Here is a 14,997-nt window from a genome sequence, read left to right on the forward strand (position 1 = left end):
GGACGGGAAACCTCAGTTTCTCCGTCGATCCGGCCGGATTCGACCATCGCAGTCGCGTCAATTGCCCTCCATCAGTCGATGGAGCCGGTGCCTGATGCCCGCGCGGTCGAAGACGAAAGCCTGTTGACGTGCCCGAGCCTGTTGCGCGTGCCGGTCTCAACCCGCCTGCGCCGACTTTGGTCGAACAGCCTGCGAATCTGCGGATCGGCTGCGGCGTTCATGCAAATCTTCCCGTTCCATCTTTGCCCGGTGATCAATTTACTTGCCGAAAATCAATATAGTGATGGCCGGTTGCATGAGACTTGTTCTGTATTCGGCGATCAGCCCGGAGAGCAACGCCCGGATTTGCCGTGTTAGAGATAGCGAGACCCTTTTTGCCTTGCTATTGCGGTCGCTATCGCATGGTCGAGGGGTAAGAATGGCAAAGAAGGCAGGCAGTTCCAAAGGCGGAGACCTCGGGTTCGAGGCGGAACTGTTCAAGGCGGCGGACAAGATCCGCGCCAATATGGAGCCGTCGGATTACAAGCATGTCGTCCTCGGCCTGATCTTCCTCAAGCATATTTCCGATGGTTTCATGGCCAAGCGCGCCGAGCTGGAGCGCGACTACCCGGAAGGCGTCGAGGATGAGGACGAATACCGCGCCGACAACATCTTCTGGGTGCCCAAGCCAGCGCGCTGGGCGCACCTTCAGGCAAGCGCCAAGCAGCCTGGCATCGGCAAGCTGATCGACGAAGCCATGCTCGAGATCGAGAAGGTGAACCCCTCGCTCAAGGGCGTACTGCCCAAGGAATATGCCCGTCCCGCGCTGAACCCTGTAATGCTGGGTGAGCTGATCGACCTTATCTCCGGGATCGGATTCAAGTCGGACGAGGGGCAGAGCCGCGACGTGCTCGGCCGCGTCTATGAATATTTCCTTGGCCAGTTCGCCGGCGCCGAGGGCAAGCGCGGCGGCGAATTCTACACGCCGCGATCGGTGGTGCGCACGATGGTCGAGATGCTGCAGCCGCATGACGGCCGCGTTTACGATCCGTGCTGCGGATCGGGCGGCATGTTCGTGCAATCCGAAAAGTTCGTCGAAAACCACGGCGGGCGCATCGGCGACATCGCTGTCTATGGCCAGGAATCGAACCACACGACGTGGCGGCTGTGCATGATGAACCTCGCGGTACGCGGCATCGACGCCGATATCCGCTGGAACAGCGACGGCAGCTTCCACCGCGACGAGCTGCCCGACCTGCGCGCCGACTATGTGCTTGCCAACCCGCCGTTCAACGTGTCGGATTGGGGCGGCAGCCGGCTGCGCGAGGATGCGCGCTGGAAATATGGCACACCGCCCGCGGGCAACGCCAACTTCGCCTGGCTGCAGCATATCCTGCACCATCTGGCGCCTGCGGGAACTGCGGGCGTGGTGCTCGCCAACGGGTCGATGTCGTCGACGCAGAGCGGCGAAGGCGAAATCCGGCAGGCGATGGTCGAAGGCGACGTGATCGATTGCATGATCGCCATGCCGGGCCAGCTCTTCTATTCGACGCAGATCCCGGTCTGCCTGTGGTTCCTTGCCAGGGACAAGTCGAACGGACTGGTCGGCGACGCCAAACTGCGCGACCGGCGCGGCGAGATCCTGTTCATCGACGCGCGCAAGCTGGGCCACATGGTCGACCGCACCCGGCGCGAATTTTCGGACGAGGACATCGCGCGGATCACCGACACCTATCACGCCTGGCGCGAGGGCAAGGGATATGAGGACGTGCCCGGTTTTGCCTGTGCGGCGAGCCATGAGGAGGTGGCGAAGCACGGCTATGTGCTGACGCCGGGGCGCTATGTCGGTGCGGAAGAGGCCGAGGACGATGGTGTGCCGTTCGTCGAGCGGTTCGCGGCGTTGCAGGCGACGCTGGAGGAGCAGTTCGAGGAGGCCGAACAACTGGCTGCGGTAATTCGGCAGAATATTTCAGAGGTGATCGCGAATGTATGATTTCGTGGGAGCGGATCACTGGGCAAAGACGACGCTTTACGACCTGGCGCGGTGGAAAAATGGCCTCGCCTTCAAAAACATAAACTTCTCTGCTGAAGGTCGACCGGTAATTAAAATCGCAGAGCTGAAGGCAGGTATCACCGATCAGACGAAATTCACCCAAGCTGAATACGACCGGGACGTGATGGTCTGCGATGGTGATATGCTCTTTTCGTGGTCAGGGAATCCTGACACATCGATTGATGTTTTCCGTTGGGAGGGGCGGCAAGGCTGGCTCAACCAGCACATATACAAGGTATATCCCGCCGAAGGCGTAGAGGAAGAATTCCTTTTCTTCCTTCTTCGCTCCCTGAGGCCGCGTTTTGCCGAGATAGCGCGTAATAAGCAGACGACTGGCTTAGGGCACGTCACTCTGGGCGACTTCAAGCAAATGGTGGTCGGGCTGCCGTCCAAGCTTGAGCAGCGATTGATCGTCGCTTCGGTAGGACCAATCCAGAAAAAGATCGAGCTGAACCGGCGGATGAACGAGACGCTGGAGGCACAGGCGCGGGCGCTGTTCCGCGACTGGTTCGTCGACTTCGGCCCGGTGAAGGCCAGGATGGCCGGCCCAGATGCAGGAGGGGCCCCCTATCTCGCGCCCGACCTCTGGTCGCTCTTCCCTGATCGCCTCGACGATGACGGCGTACCGGAGGGGTGGAAAGTTGCTACGCTCAATGACTTTGCGATCTGCCAGAACCGCAAAGCCGATCTGGAGGAGGTGGACGAAGGAACCCCCTACATTGGCCTTGAGCATATGCCACGTCGGTCGATCGCGCTCAGCGAATGGGAGGGGGCCGAGAAAGTAAGCAGCGCAAAATCTTGGTTCCGCCGCCGCGAGATACTGTTTGGCAAATTGCGACCATATTTCCACAAGGTAGGAATCGCCCCGGTTGATGGTATCTGCTCGACCGACATCGTGGTTCTGGCGCCGAAGAAGGAACGTTTCGAAGCCTTGGTGCTCGCTTGCGTCTCAACCGACGAGTTCGTCGCATTCACTGACCTATCGTCGACAGGCACAAAAATGCCGAGGACCAGCTGGAAGATCATGAAGACGTATCCGATGGTAAAGCCGGGCGATTCAGTCGCGGATTGGTTTCAAGCCATCTGTGGGCCGATGCTCGATCGTATTCTTTCGAATATCGAGGAGAACCAAACCCTCGCCCAAACCCGCGACCTGCTGCTGCCAAAACTGATGTCCGGCGAAATCCGCGTCGGCGCGGTGGAACGCGAAGTGGAGAAGGTTGCATGACGCCCGCGCTCGGCACGCTGCACAAGGTCGATCTGCGCACCATCTGGCTGTCGGAATCGTCCGATTTCACGCCCTGGCTCGCCAAGGCCGAAAATCTGTCGATCCTTGGTGAGACGATCGGCATCGAGCTGGAGCTGGAAGCGCAGGAGAAATATGTCGGGCCGTTCCGCGCCGACATTCTGTGCAAGGACAGCGACAATGACAGCTGGGTGCTGATCGAAAACCAGCTCGAGCGCACCGATCACAATCACCTTGGCCAGCTGCTCACCTATGCTGCGGGCTTGCAGACGGTGACGATCGTCTGGGTCGCAGCCAAATTCACCGAGGAACATCGCGCCGCGCTCGACTGGCTCAACGAGATTACCAACAGCCGCTTCCGCTTTTTCGGGCTGGAGGTGGAATTGTGGCGCATCGCGGATTCGATGCCCGCGCCGCGCTTCAACGTGATTTCCAAGCCGAACGACTGGACCCGATCGGTCGAGCGTGCCGCCAGCCAGATCGATTCCGAAGTGTTGAGCGAGACCAAGCTGCAGCAACAGCGCTACTGGCAGGGGCTGAACCAGCTTCTCGAAGAACAGGGCGTGCCGCTGCGCACGCGCACCGCGCGACCCCAGCACTGGCATAATTTCAGCATCGGCCGGTCGAAATTCAAACTATGCACCAAGGTCAATTCGCAAGCGCATGTCATCGGATGCGAGCTGTTCATCAGCCATGTCCGCGCCAATGATTACCTTGAACTGCTGAGGGCGGATCGCGACGCGATCGAAGCGGACGCAGGACTGACGTTCGACTGGCAGGAGCTGCCGGGGCGGATCGGCACGCGCATAGAGATCGCGCGCGAAAACACCGATTTTACCAGGGAGAGCGAGTGGCCGGAACAACATGCCTGGCTGGCCGACAAGCTGGTGCGCATGAACAAGGCGTTTCGCCACCGTATCGCGGCACTCGATCTGGATGAAATCGAGGCGGCGCGCTGATGAGCCGGTTCATCGAGAACCATGTCGAGGAAGCCGCGCTCGAATGGCTCGATGCGCTGGGATGGACTGTCGCACTCGGGGCCGACGTATCGCCGGATGGGGCGCAGCCGATCCGCGCGGCCTATCAGGACGTGGTCCTGATCGATCGATTGCGCGATGCAGTCGCACGGCTCAATCCGGCTATTCCTCTCGATCCGCGCGAAGAGGCGATACGGCGCCTGATGGCGAGCGAGACGCCCTCGCTGGTTGAAGAGAACCGACGACTGCACCGCTATCTCGTGGAAGGCGTGCCGGTCGAATTTTACGACGATGGCAGCGTGCGCGGCGACCGTGTCCGCCTGATCGACTTCGACGGAAGCGGCGGCTTCGACCAGAATGACTGGCTTGCGGTCAACCAGTTCACGGTGATCGAGCATGGCCATAACCGCCGACCGGATGTGGTTCTGTTCGTCAACGGCCTGCCGCTCGGGGTGATCGAGCTGAAGAATCCCGGCGATGAGAACGCGACGCTCTCGGGTGCTTTCAACCAGCTTCAGACCTACAAGGCGCAAATCCCTTCGCTGTTTCGCACCAACGCGCTGCTTGTCACTTCGGACGGCATCAAGGCGCGCGTCGGATCGCTGACGGCCGAGGCTGAACGGTTGATGCCGTGGCGTTCGGAGGATGGCGAGAACATCGCACCGACCAGCGACCCGCAGCTCGAAACGCTGCTGAAGGGCGTGTTCGATCGCGGCAACCTGCTCCGCCTGCTGCGCGACTTCACCGTCTTCGGCGATACCGGCAGCGGGATCGTCAAGATCGTTGCGGCCTATCACCAGTTCTTCGCTGCCCAGCATGCCCTGTCGGCTACACTGCGTGCATTGCCCTATGCGCCGGTCGAACGCGGGTCGCTTCGCGAAAGCCCGCTCAACTATGGCTTGCCGAGCCAGACGCAGCAGCCGTCGGGTGACAAACGCATCGGCGTGATCTGGCATACCCAGGGTTCGGGCAAGAGCCTGTTGATGGCATTTTATGCCGGCCTGCTTGTCCGCGATCCCGCGCTCGAGAATCCCACCATCGTAGTCATCACCGATCGCAACGACCTGGATGACCAGCTGTTCGCCACATTCTCGATGTGCAGCGATCTGATCCGCCAGAAGCCGGTCCAGGCCGACAGCCGCGATGATCTGCGATCACAGCTCGATCGCGCATCGGGCGGGGTAATCTTCACGACGATCCAGAAATTTGCCGCGGCGGAAGGGGACGACGTCCTTGCACCCGTCAGCGAGCGGCAGAACGTGGTCGTTATGGTGGACGAGGCGCACCGATCGCAATATGGCTTTCGCGCGCGCATCGATCCGAAGACCGGTAAACGGGCTTATGGACACGCGAAATATCTTCGCGATGCGCTGCCTAATGCCTCGTTCATCGGCTTCACCGGAACGCCGATCGAGAAGGATGATGTGAACACGCCCGCCGTTTTCGGCGACTATGTCGACATCTACGACATCAGCCGCGCTGTCGAGGACGGCGCGACGGTGCCGATCTATTACGAAAGCCGGCTCGCGCGGATCGAGCTGCCGGAAGATCAGGTGCCGCTGATCGACGCCGAGGTCGAGGAGCTGACCGAGGACGAGGCGGCGTCGGACCAGGAAAAGCTGAAGGCGCGCTGGGCTGCGGTCGAGCGGCTGGTGGGGGCAAAGGCGCGGCTGCAGCTTGTCGCGGCCGATCTGGTGGAGCATCTCGAACGGCGGCTCGAAGCACTCGACGGCAAAGCGATGGCCGTGTGCATGAGCCGCCGCATTTGCGTTGCACTCTACAATGAGATCGTTGCGCTCCGCCCGGAATGGCATTCCGACGATGTGTCACAGGGCGCGGTCAAGGTGGTGATGACCGGGAGCGCCTCCGATCCACAGGAATGGCAGCCTCATATCGGCGGCAAGGCGCGGCGCGATGCGCTGGCGAAGCGCGCCAAGAACCCGGATGATCCGCTGAAGCTGGTGATCGTACGCGATATGTGGCTGACGGGCTTCGACGCGCCGTCGATGCACACAATGTATATCGACAAGCCAATGCGCGGGCACGGCCTCATGCAGGCGATCGCTCGCGTAAACCGCGTATTCCGCGACAAGGAAGCGGGCCTTGTCGTCGACTATATCGGCATCGCCCAGAATCTGAAGGCGGCGCTTGGGATCTATTCACCGTCCGATCGCGAAAAGACAGGCATCGACGAGAAACTGGCGATCCGGGTCATGCGCGAACGGTTCGAAATAGTGAGTGCCATGTTTCATGGCTTTGACTGCGAACCCGGCATGCACGGCACCGCCAGCCAGCGGCTCAAATGCCTCGCCGAAGCTCTTGAATGGATTCTCGCGCGCCAGCACGAAGCCGCGCAGAAGGAAACCAGCGACGACGCGAAGCGGGCAGCACACCGGCGCTTTCAGGACGCAGTTCTCGCACTCAGCAAGGCTTTCGCGCTGGCGGCGGCCAGCGATGCGGCGAAAGCGATCCGTGACGAGGTTGCGTTTTTCCAGACGGTTCGCGCTGCGCTGGTGAAGAGCAACGGTTCGGGCAAATCGATGAAGGACCGGGAACTGGCGGTTCAACAATTGATCGACCGTTCGGTAGTCTCGACCGAGATCGTCGACATCCTTCAGGCTGCCGGCATGGAATCGCCAGACATCTCGATCCTGTCCGACGAGTTTCTCGCCGAGATGCGCGACAGTGAGCGTCCGAATTTGGCGTTGGAAGCTCTGAAAAAGCTGCTGACCGACAAGATACGATCACGGTCGCAATCGCATGCTGTCGAAAGCAGAAAATATTCGGAACGCCTAACGGCCGCGATCGCCCGCTATCACACTAACGCCATCAGCACTGTCGAGGTGCTCCAGACGCTGATCGACCTCGCCAAGGAAATCCGCGAAAAGATGGCGCGAGGCGATGAGGAAGGCCTGACAGACGAAGAAATCGCGTTTTACGAGGCGCTTGCCGACAATGAGAGCGCGGTCGATGTGATGGGCAACGACAGCCTGAAGGTGATCGCGGCCGAGTTGGTGAAGAGTTTGAAAGCCAACGCGAGTGTGGACTGGGCGCATCGGGAAACTGCACGTGCGAGAATGCGCGTTCTGGTGAAACGCATCCTGCGGAAATATGGCTACCCGCCAGACCTGCAGGATGCTGCTGTCCAGACCGTTATCGAGCAAGCTGAACTACTTGCCGCTGCGTGGTAGCCATTACGCTTGAGCGGGTCTGCTCGTTAAACCAGCTGGATATCGTCGATGCGCCTGGCGAAGCGCAGCTAGATGATCTGTTCGACGCCGGTCAGCGGGTTGGACACGCCGTTGGACCATAGGGAGACGCGCAGCTTGTCGATCTGGCTGCGGACGGTGCCGGTGAGCATGGGTTAATCTTGCTCGAATTCTTCAGGGATCTGCCACAGTTGCGCCCGGAAGCCGGGTTTAGCTGTATGAAAAACAATCGAATATCTACGGAAGCTTTCAGTCGTTCTGCGCAAGTATGGTTTGGGCGCGCTATTATGCCGGTATTTGTATTTATTGTCGCAATTTGTAATTTAATTACAGGTATTGATCCATGTTATACTGAAGCATACTTCGCATTAGTAATTTGTTAAGACTCGTCGTTGGATATGGATATCGAGACGACCAATGAAAGTCGCAGGGGTCGCAGTGGCCAAAACGTAAGTTTGACCGTTTGCGAAGGATCACGGAAATGGATCGGGATGCCAGCCGCCCCCGGGGTGGCGAAATGACGCCCGGTATGAAGCTTGCGGTGCCTGAGCGGCGGTCGACGTCGCGGCATCTGACCGTCTATCGTACCGCGCGTATGCGGATCGGCAATGTTCAGCGGCTGATCCTCGTCAAGAATCTGTCCGCCGGCGGCCTAAAGGCGCGGGTGTACGAAGCGGTGCCGGTCGGCTCGGCAATCTGTGTCGAACTGACCGGCGACAACCGGATCGACGGCATGGTCGTCTGGGCCGATCCGCCGCATATCGGCGTGCGATTCGACCGCGAGATCGATGTTTCCGAAGTGCTCAACCCGCCCTTCATGGCGTCCCCGGCTGCCGAGCGGCTGCGCTTTCCGCTACTCGATATTCCGACGACGGGCGTCCTGCGCTGTTCGCAGGAAAGCGCGTCGGTTGCGGTGCACAGCGTCGCCACGACGGGCGCCCGGTTCGTCTGGCCGGCGCTGCGTTGCGAAGAAGACATGTTCCTCGAGGTGAGCGGTCTCGACAATCATCGCGGCCATATCCTGTGGCAGGGCGAGGGCATGGCCGAGATCGGCTTTTTCCGCCCGATTGCCTTTGCCACGCTCGCGCAATGGGCAGTGGCGCGCCAGCCGCTGGATGTCCCGCTGACCGTTGCGAACGGGGAGCCGCCGCTCCAGCAATATCTCACCGCGTGAGCGCGGGCGTGACGACCAGCTGATCGAGGATCTTCGCGACTTGCTCGACGGGCATGTCCGGCCGGTCGCGCAGCCACCAGCTGATGATCACCAGCATCCCCGAAACGCCGAAAATGACCGACAGATCGGCCGGCAGCCAGCTCTCCTCGATCGGTTCGGGTGGCTGGATGCTTCCCGCCTGGCGCAGCAGTTCCTCGCGCAGCGCACCCGCCGCGCCGCCGGTGAGCAGCGCGGCCCACAGCTCGCGCCGATGGCCGACATATTCGCACAGCGTCCGGCATGCCTGGCGCGTATCCGCTTCGAACAGCACCGGCACGGCCTGAGTCAGCAATTCGCTGATCTCCCCGGCGGCCAGATCGCTGAGCAGCTCCTGCTTGTCCTTGTAGTGGCGAAAAAAGGTCGCGTATCCCGCCGACGCCTGCGCGACGATATCGCGCACGGTGATCTGATCGAAGGACTGGTTTTCGAGCAGCGTCAGCAACGCCCGGCGCAATGCTTCGCGCGTGCGGACCACGCGGGCGTCCTGACGCGTTGACGCGGGGTCGGTCATGATTATATGATACACCCTATATCATAATTATGGACAACGCAGCATGAGCACCGCGCCGGAAACGCAAGCCTGCCCTATTGCAGCAAATCGGGACGACCGTAAATCGGCGCCGCTGGCCGATCGCTTTGCGCGTCCCGATGCGGGCGCGCAGCGGATCGGCAATCTCGCCTTCGCGCGTGATATCCTGCGCAGCCCGGTGGCGCGGCAGGCGGGGGCGGGGGCGGAATTTGTCGATACCGGCAATCCCGAACATGCCCCGGTCTTCTATCTCGACGGTGCGCCGCACCGGAAGAAGCGTGCTGCGATCGCGCGTTTCTTCACGCCCAAGGCGGTTACGACGCGGCATCGCGCGGTGATGGAGCGGACTACCGAGGCACTGATCGGCGAATTGCGCGCGAACGGCCGGGCGCAGCTCGATGAAATCAGCTTCCGGCTGGCGGTCGCGGTTGCGGCGGAGATTGTCGGGCTCGCCGATGGCGACCTCAAGAAGCTTTCGCGGCGGATCGAGGCGAGCCTGTCGGCGGCGACCGCCAATCGCAAACGCGGACTGGCGGGCGCGATCGCCGGGATCGGGACCGCGTCGAAGACTGCGGTCTTCTACTGGACGGAAGTCCGCCCGGCGATCCGCGCGCGGCGCAAGGAACGGCGCGATGACGTCATCTCGCATCTGATCGACGAAGGCTATTCGGATCGGGCGATCCTGATCGAATGCATGACCTATGGCGCGGCGGGCATGGTGACGACGCGCGAATTCATCGTGATGGTCGCTTGGCACCTGTTCGAGCGGCCCGACCTTGTCGAACGCTATCTGGCGAGCGACGATGACGGGCAGATCGCGATATTGCAGGAAATTCTGCGGCTCGAACCGGTCGCCGCGATGGTGCACCGCCGCGCGACCGAGGCGATCGAGACGCCGAATGGCGAACTGGAGGCCGGCGCGCTGGTCGCGCTCGATATCCGCGCCTCGAACACCGATGCTGCGTCGGTGGGGGCCTGCCCCTTCGCGATCGATCCCGACCGTGCCGAGCGCGTGAAGGGCAACGGCAATTTCCTGAGCTTCGGCGATGGCGGGCATACCTGTCCGGGCTGGCAGGTCGCGCTGCACGAAACGCGGATCTTCATCGACGCGCTGATGCGCGTGCCGGGCCTTAAGCTTGAACGCGCGCCCGATATGACGTGGAACAGCGCGCTGATGAGTTACGAGCTGCGCAATGCGATCGTGGTGTGTTAAACTTAGCATGCCGTCGCCCCTGCGCAGGCAGGGGCCCATGTCTGTACCGTAATGACCTGCACCTTGACACAATGGCGGAGCTGTCCGTGTCAGGCGTTGCGCAGAAATCGGCAGAAATAGGCCCCTGCCTGCGCAGGGGCGACGCTTAAGGCGTGCGACACCGGTCAGCCCGCACCCTCCATCGCCGCCAGTATCTTCGACGGCGTCAGCGGCAGATCGAGCAAATCCGCCCCGAACGGCGCCAGCGCGTCGTTGATCGCATTCACCAGCGTCGGCGGGCCGATGATGTTGCCGCCTTCGCCCGCGCCGCGAAAGCCGCCTTCGGCTTGCGAGGGCGTGGTGATGTGGTGGAATTCGAGCACCGGGACGTCGGTGATGCCGGGCAGCATATAATCCTTGAACGTCGCCGCGGTCGGATTGCCGTACGCATCATAAGCGAGGTTTTCGAGCAATACCTGCCCGATCCCCTGCGCGACGCCGCCGGCGACCTGTCCCTCGACCACGGCGGGGTTGATCACGACGCCGCAATCCTCGGCGACCACCCAGCGCTTGATCTCGACGAAACCGCTCTCGGCGTCGATTTCGACGATGCAGCCATGCGCGGCGCTGGCGAAGACCATCGCCGGGCCCTTGTAGCGATATTGCGCCTCCAGCCCCGGCTCCATGCCCTCGGGCAGGCGGTCGGGCTCGTTATACGCGATCTCGGCAATGTCGGCGAGGTTGCGGGTCATTTCCTTGGTGCCGGAGACGATGACCTTGCCGTCCTCGATGCGCACATCGTCGGGCGTCGCGTTGAGCAGATGCGCGGCGAGGCGCTTGATCTTCTCGATCAATATGTCGGCGGTTTTGATCGCCGCGCCGCCGCCCGCCACGGCCTGACGGCTGCCCGCCGCGCCGGGGCCGAAGCCCGCGCGCGTGGAATCGCCTTCGAACACGGTGACGTCCTCGAACGGCACGCCGAGGTGATCGGCGATCACCTGGGCCATCGTCGTCTGCGTGCCATGCCCCTGCGAGAAGGTGCTCATCATCGCGCTCACCTTGCCGGTGGGCTCGATGCGAAGCTGCGCCATTTCGCTCGCCATCACCGGGACGGCGGTGGAGCCGGTCGGCTCGATATAGGTCGCGCAGCCGAAGCCGAGATAGCGGCCAGCCTTGCGTGCCTCGGCCTGTTCCTTGCGGAAGGCGGGGACGTCGATCTTCTCGAGCAGCAGTTCGAGGCATTCGGCGGGCGTTACGTCTTCCAGCGGGATGCCCATCGACGAGAAAGTCGGCTGATCGGCGCGCGTCACGATGTTGCGGCGGCGCAATTCGATCGGATCGATCTTCATCCTGCGCGCGGCGATGTCGAGCGTCGTTTCACGCACCAGCGATTCCATCGCCCAGGGGCCGCGATAGGCGGCGAGCCCGCCGGTATTGCTGTGCCAGCCGCGCGCGATGAAGCCGAGCCGCGGCATCTTGTACGGTGCCCAGAGGAACATTGGGACCGCGAGATTGGCGTCGGGCGAATGCGGATAGGCGCCGTTGTTTACAGCGTAATCGACATGGCTCGCAACCATCACGCCATTCTCGTCGAACCCGGTGCGCAGCGTGCAGATCTGTTCGCGCGCGGGGCAGGCGGCGGTGAGGTTTTCGAGGCGATCCTCGATCCACTTCACCGGGCGTCCGATCAGCATCCCCGCCGCCATCGCCGCGATTTCCTCGCGCCACGGCTGGACCTTGAGTCCGAAAGCGCCGCCGACATCCTTGGCAAGCACGCGAATGCCCGTTTCGGGCAGGCGGAACGCCATCGCCACATAGCGCGCGACCATGTGTGGGCTCTGGCAGGCGATATGGATGGTGATGTCGCTGCCGTTCTGCGCGAAGACGACGCCGCGCGTTTCCATCGGCGCCTGCGCGATGCGCTGATGCCGGACGGTGCCGGTGATCAGATGCGCCGCGCCCGACAGCATTTCCTCAAGGTCTTCGTCTTCCTCGACTCCCGCTTCGGCGGCGACGTTCGTCTCGACATCGGGGTGGACGGGGGCGCCGCTTTTGGCGTCCTCGATCGTGACCACGGGCGGTTCTTCGTCGATATCGACGAATACGGCGGCGGCGGCATCCTCCGCCAGCGCGCGGCTGTCGGCAACGACCATCGCCACCGGATCGCCGACAAACGCGACGCGGCCGTTTGCCAGCGCCGTCACTTTCGGCCCGGGCGGTGGCGAGACGAGGTAGAAGCTCACCATTTCGATGTCGAACTTCGCGATATCGTCATAGGTGTAGATCGCCCGCACGCCGGGCATCGAGCGCGCGGCATCGGTGTCGATCGACTTGATCGTCCCGCGCGCGACATTGCTGCGCACGAAGGCGATGTGGAGCATGCCGGGATAGCTGACGTCATCGACGAACACGCCCTTGCCGGTGAGCAGGCGCTTGTCCTCGGTGCGCGGCATGCGCTGGCCGACGAAGCGCGCGGCGGCGACCTTGGTCTCGCTCATGCCGCTTCTCCCGCCAGACGCTGCGCGACGCGGAGGATTCCCTGATAGCCGGTGCAGCGGCAGATATGGCCGGTAAGCGCGTCCTTGAGCGCATCCTCGGCTGGTTTGGCCCCATCGGCGGTCAGCGCGGCAAGCGTCATCACGATGCCCGGCGTGCAGAAGCCGCATTGCAGGCCGTGCTCGTCGCGCAATGCCTGCTGGACGGGGTGGAGCGTGCCGTCGGGATCGGCGAGCCCCTCGACGGTGGTGATCGCAGTGCCGTCGGCCTGTACCGCGAGCATCAGGCACGCGCGCACCGGCGCGCCGTCGACGATCACGGTGCAGGCGCCGCATACGCCATGTTCGCAGCCGAGATGGGTGCCGGTCTGCCCCAGTTTTCCGCGCAGGAAATCGGCGAGCGTTTCGCGCGCCTCGACATGCGCGGCCACGGCCTCTCCGTTGACCTTCGTTTCGATGCGATGCTCGCTCATGCCGCCTGCCTCACATTCAGCGTTTCGGTGAGCGCGCGGGCGAGCGCGCGCTTGGCCACCGTTCGGCGATAGTCGGCGGTGGCGTGGTGATCGTCGAAGGGGTCGGTGTCGGCGACCGCCAGTTCGGCGATGCCGGCGAAATCGAGCCCCTCGGGTGCCTGGCCGATCAGTGCGGCTTCGGCGCGATAGGACTTCATCGGCATCGGTCCCATGCCGAACCAGGCGATGCTGGCGTCGGCGACTTTGCCGTTCGTGACACAAATTGTGCCGACCAGCCCGACCAGCGCGAAATCGCCCGGCCGCCGCGCGATTTCGCGGAAGAAGGGCTGGGTGCCGGGCTTGAGCGTCGGGAAATGCACCGCTGTCACCAGTTCCTCGGGTTCGAGCGCGGTGGTGTAGGGGCCGTAATAAAGCTCCTCGGCCGGGATCATCCGCCTCTCGCTCGCCGAGCGCACTTCCACCGATGCGCCGAGCGCCACGGCAGTCGCAGGCAGTTCGGCTGCCGGTTCGCCGAGCGACACCGATCCGCCGATCGTCCCGCGTGCGCGCGTCTGGACATGGCCGACATGGGAAATGGCGTGGGCGAGGATCGGCAAATGCTCCGCCACCGTCGCGTCGCCCAGCGCCGCCGCCTGCCGGGTCACTGCGCCGACCTTCAGCCCGTCAGTGCCATGCGAGAAGCCCTGCAACTCGGCGATGCCGTTGATATCGACCACCAGCGACGGCGTGCTCATCCGCAGCGCGAGCAGCGGCAGCAACGTCTGCCCGCCCGCGAGGATCGCCGCCTCCGGTCCCGCCTGCGCGAGATGTTCGAGTGCTTCCTCGAGCGTTTCGGGCTTCACATAGTCGAACGGTGCGGGTTTCATCGGCGCGGCTCCCCGGGCGCGTTGCGGCGCCCGAGTTCGAAGGCGAGCGCGGCCGCCGCGATCACCGTCACGGCAATCGCCAGCCCGGCCCAGTCGCCGGGCGCCTCACCGGTGGCGCGCCCGAGCAGGAAACCGAACACCAGCGTGCCGAGGATCGCGAGGATCCAGCCGACCGGCAGGCTCTGCGTCGTCGGCGCCGGGATGGGCGGGCTCGGCGGACGGGTTTCGTGATTGACGATGTCCCCGGTGCTTTCGGGTGCCGGGGCGGGGGAGGGAGCGGCTTCCTCCTGCGGCACGCCTTCCTCCAGCACCGCACCGAATTTCTTGAAGAACTGCCCCGCCAGCCGCTTCGCCGTCGCGTCGATCAACGCGCCGCCGACCTGCGCCAGCCGACCGCCGACCTGCGCGTCGACATCATAGGCAAGGAGCGTCCCGCCATCGGCTTCGTCGAGCCGCACCTTGGCGCCGCCCTTGGCAAAGCCCGCGCCGCCGCCCTGGCCCTCGCCGGTGATGGTGCAGCTTTTGGGCGGGTCGAGGTCCGAAAGCGCGATTTTGCCGTCGAATTTCGCGCCGATCGGACCGATCCTGATCGCCACCGTCGCTTTGTACTCGGTGTCCGACAGCTTCTCGACCGACTGACAGCCGGGAATGCATGCTTTCAATATCGCCGGGTCGTTAAGTGCCTCCCAAACCCGCTCGCGAGGCGCGGAAATCCGCTGTTCCCCCGTCATCTGCATATTGTTTCCCTCACCCGGTTATGAGACA

12 protein-coding genes are annotated in these 14,997 nt (G+C 63.0%); 7 read left to right on the forward strand and 5 right to left on the reverse strand.

The window, feature by feature from the left end; translation table 11 throughout:
• Window positions 1-78 precede the first annotated feature (78 nt).
• The 6 genes from G5C33_RS07465 (at window position 79) to G5C33_RS07490 (ending at window position 8,638) form a co-directional block, all read left to right on the forward strand.
• On the forward strand, window positions 79-357 hold the full coding sequence (locus tag G5C33_RS07465; protein WP_165326641.1) for a hypothetical protein: 279 nt from the start codon (window positions 79-81) through the stop codon (window positions 355-357).
• A gap of 61 nt (window positions 358-418) precedes the next feature.
• On the forward strand, window positions 419-1,972 hold the full coding sequence (locus G5C33_RS07470) for a class I SAM-dependent DNA methyltransferase (RefSeq protein WP_165326642.1): 1,554 nt from the start codon (window positions 419-421) through the stop codon (window positions 1,970-1,972).
• On the forward strand, window positions 1,965-3,260 hold the full coding sequence (locus tag G5C33_RS07475) for a restriction endonuclease subunit S (protein ID WP_165326643.1): 1,296 nt from the start codon (window positions 1,965-1,967) through the stop codon (window positions 3,258-3,260). The genes G5C33_RS07470 and G5C33_RS07475 overlap by 8 nt, the downstream gene beginning before the upstream one ends.
• The gene (locus tag G5C33_RS07480; RefSeq protein ID WP_165326644.1) at window positions 3,257-4,237 is read left to right on the forward strand and encodes a DUF4268 domain-containing protein; all 981 of its coding nucleotides are present in this window, start codon (window positions 3,257-3,259) and stop codon (window positions 4,235-4,237) included. The genes G5C33_RS07475 and G5C33_RS07480 overlap by 4 nt, the downstream gene beginning before the upstream one ends.
• Window positions 4,237-7,446 carry a type I restriction endonuclease subunit R gene (locus G5C33_RS07485; RefSeq protein ID WP_165326645.1) on the forward strand — a complete coding sequence of 1,070 codons (3,210 nt, stop codon included), beginning with the start codon at window positions 4,237-4,239 and terminating at the stop codon, window positions 7,444-7,446. The genes G5C33_RS07480 and G5C33_RS07485 overlap by 1 nt, the downstream gene beginning before the upstream one ends.
• Window positions 7,447-7,945: 499 nt before the next feature.
• On the forward strand, window positions 7,946-8,638 hold the full coding sequence (locus G5C33_RS07490; RefSeq protein WP_165326646.1) for a PilZ domain-containing protein: 693 nt from the start codon (window positions 7,946-7,948) through the stop codon (window positions 8,636-8,638).
• Here the strand turns inward: G5C33_RS07490 and G5C33_RS07495 are convergent.
• Window positions 8,628-9,188: a TetR/AcrR family transcriptional regulator gene (locus G5C33_RS07495; RefSeq protein WP_165326647.1), complete on the reverse strand. Its 561-nt coding sequence runs from the start codon at window positions 9,186-9,188 to the stop codon at window positions 8,628-8,630. The two genes, G5C33_RS07490 and G5C33_RS07495, sit on opposite strands and share 11 nt — an antisense overlap.
• A gap of 43 nt (window positions 9,189-9,231) precedes the next feature.
• On the opposite strand from G5C33_RS07495, the gene G5C33_RS07500 reads away from it, so the two are divergent.
• On the forward strand, window positions 9,232-10,419 hold the full coding sequence (locus G5C33_RS07500; RefSeq protein WP_165326648.1) for a cytochrome P450: 1,188 nt from the start codon (window positions 9,232-9,234) through the stop codon (window positions 10,417-10,419).
• A gap of 164 nt (window positions 10,420-10,583) precedes the next feature.
• On the opposite strand, the gene G5C33_RS07505 is transcribed toward G5C33_RS07500, so the two are convergent.
• The 4 genes from G5C33_RS07505 to G5C33_RS07520 are packed head-to-tail and all read right to left on the reverse strand — an operon-like array spanning window position 10,584 to window position 14,969.
• Window positions 10,584-12,896 carry a xanthine dehydrogenase family protein molybdopterin-binding subunit gene (locus G5C33_RS07505; RefSeq protein ID WP_165326649.1) on the reverse strand — a complete coding sequence of 771 codons (2,313 nt, stop codon included), beginning with the start codon at window positions 12,894-12,896 and terminating at the stop codon, window positions 10,584-10,586.
• Window positions 12,893-13,366, reverse strand: a complete 474-nt coding sequence (locus tag G5C33_RS07510; protein ID WP_165326650.1) for a (2Fe-2S)-binding protein — start codon at window positions 13,364-13,366, stop codon at window positions 12,893-12,895. Before G5C33_RS07510 ends, G5C33_RS07505 begins: the two co-directional genes overlap by 4 nt.
• Window positions 13,363-14,232 (reverse strand): FAD binding domain-containing protein, encoded by an 870-nt coding sequence (locus G5C33_RS07515; RefSeq protein WP_165326651.1) that lies wholly within the window; start codon window positions 14,230-14,232, stop codon window positions 13,363-13,365. The genes G5C33_RS07510 and G5C33_RS07515 overlap by 4 nt, the downstream gene beginning before the upstream one ends.
• A complete protein-coding gene (locus tag G5C33_RS07520) occupies window positions 14,229-14,969 on the reverse strand; it encodes a CoxG family protein (protein ID WP_165326652.1) in 741 nt (246 codons plus the stop codon). The genes G5C33_RS07515 and G5C33_RS07520 overlap by 4 nt, the downstream gene beginning before the upstream one ends.
• Window positions 14,970-14,997 lie beyond the last annotated feature (28 nt).

The organism is Sphingosinithalassobacter tenebrarum (assembly GCF_011057975.1).
Taxonomy (GTDB): Bacteria; Pseudomonadota; Alphaproteobacteria; order Sphingomonadales; family Sphingomonadaceae; genus Sphingomonas; species Sphingomonas tenebrarum.

Excerpts from the sequence above, each read along its gene's own strand:
- G5C33_RS07465 (WP_165326641.1), top strand. The coding sequence starts at position 79 with ATGGAGCCGGTGCCTGATGCCCGCGCGGTCGAAGACGAAAGCCTGTTG.
- G5C33_RS07470 (WP_165326642.1), top strand. The coding sequence starts at position 419 with ATGGCAAAGAAGGCAGGCAGTTCCAAAGGCGGAGACCTCGGGTTCGAG.
- G5C33_RS07475 (WP_165326643.1), top strand. The coding sequence starts at position 1,965 with ATGTATGATTTCGTGGGAGCGGATCACTGGGCAAAGACGACGCTTTAC.
- G5C33_RS07480 (WP_165326644.1), top strand. The coding sequence starts at position 3,257 with ATGACGCCCGCGCTCGGCACGCTGCACAAGGTCGATCTGCGCACCATC.
- G5C33_RS07485 (WP_165326645.1), top strand. The coding sequence starts at position 4,237 with ATGAGCCGGTTCATCGAGAACCATGTCGAGGAAGCCGCGCTCGAATGG.
- G5C33_RS07490 (WP_165326646.1), top strand. The coding sequence starts at position 7,946 with ATGGATCGGGATGCCAGCCGCCCCCGGGGTGGCGAAATGACGCCCGGT.
- G5C33_RS07495 (WP_165326647.1), bottom strand. The coding sequence starts at position 9,188 with ATGACCGACCCCGCGTCAACGCGTCAGGACGCCCGCGTGGTCCGCACG.
- G5C33_RS07500 (WP_165326648.1), top strand. The coding sequence starts at position 9,232 with ATGAGCACCGCGCCGGAAACGCAAGCCTGCCCTATTGCAGCAAATCGG.
- G5C33_RS07505 (WP_165326649.1), bottom strand. The coding sequence starts at position 12,896 with ATGAGCGAGACCAAGGTCGCCGCCGCGCGCTTCGTCGGCCAGCGCATG.
- G5C33_RS07510 (WP_165326650.1), bottom strand. The coding sequence starts at position 13,366 with ATGAGCGAGCATCGCATCGAAACGAAGGTCAACGGAGAGGCCGTGGCC.
- G5C33_RS07515 (WP_165326651.1), bottom strand. The coding sequence starts at position 14,232 with ATGAAACCCGCACCGTTCGACTATGTGAAGCCCGAAACGCTCGAGGAA.
- G5C33_RS07520 (WP_165326652.1), bottom strand. The coding sequence starts at position 14,969 with ATGCAGATGACGGGGGAACAGCGGATTTCCGCGCCTCGCGAGCGGGTT.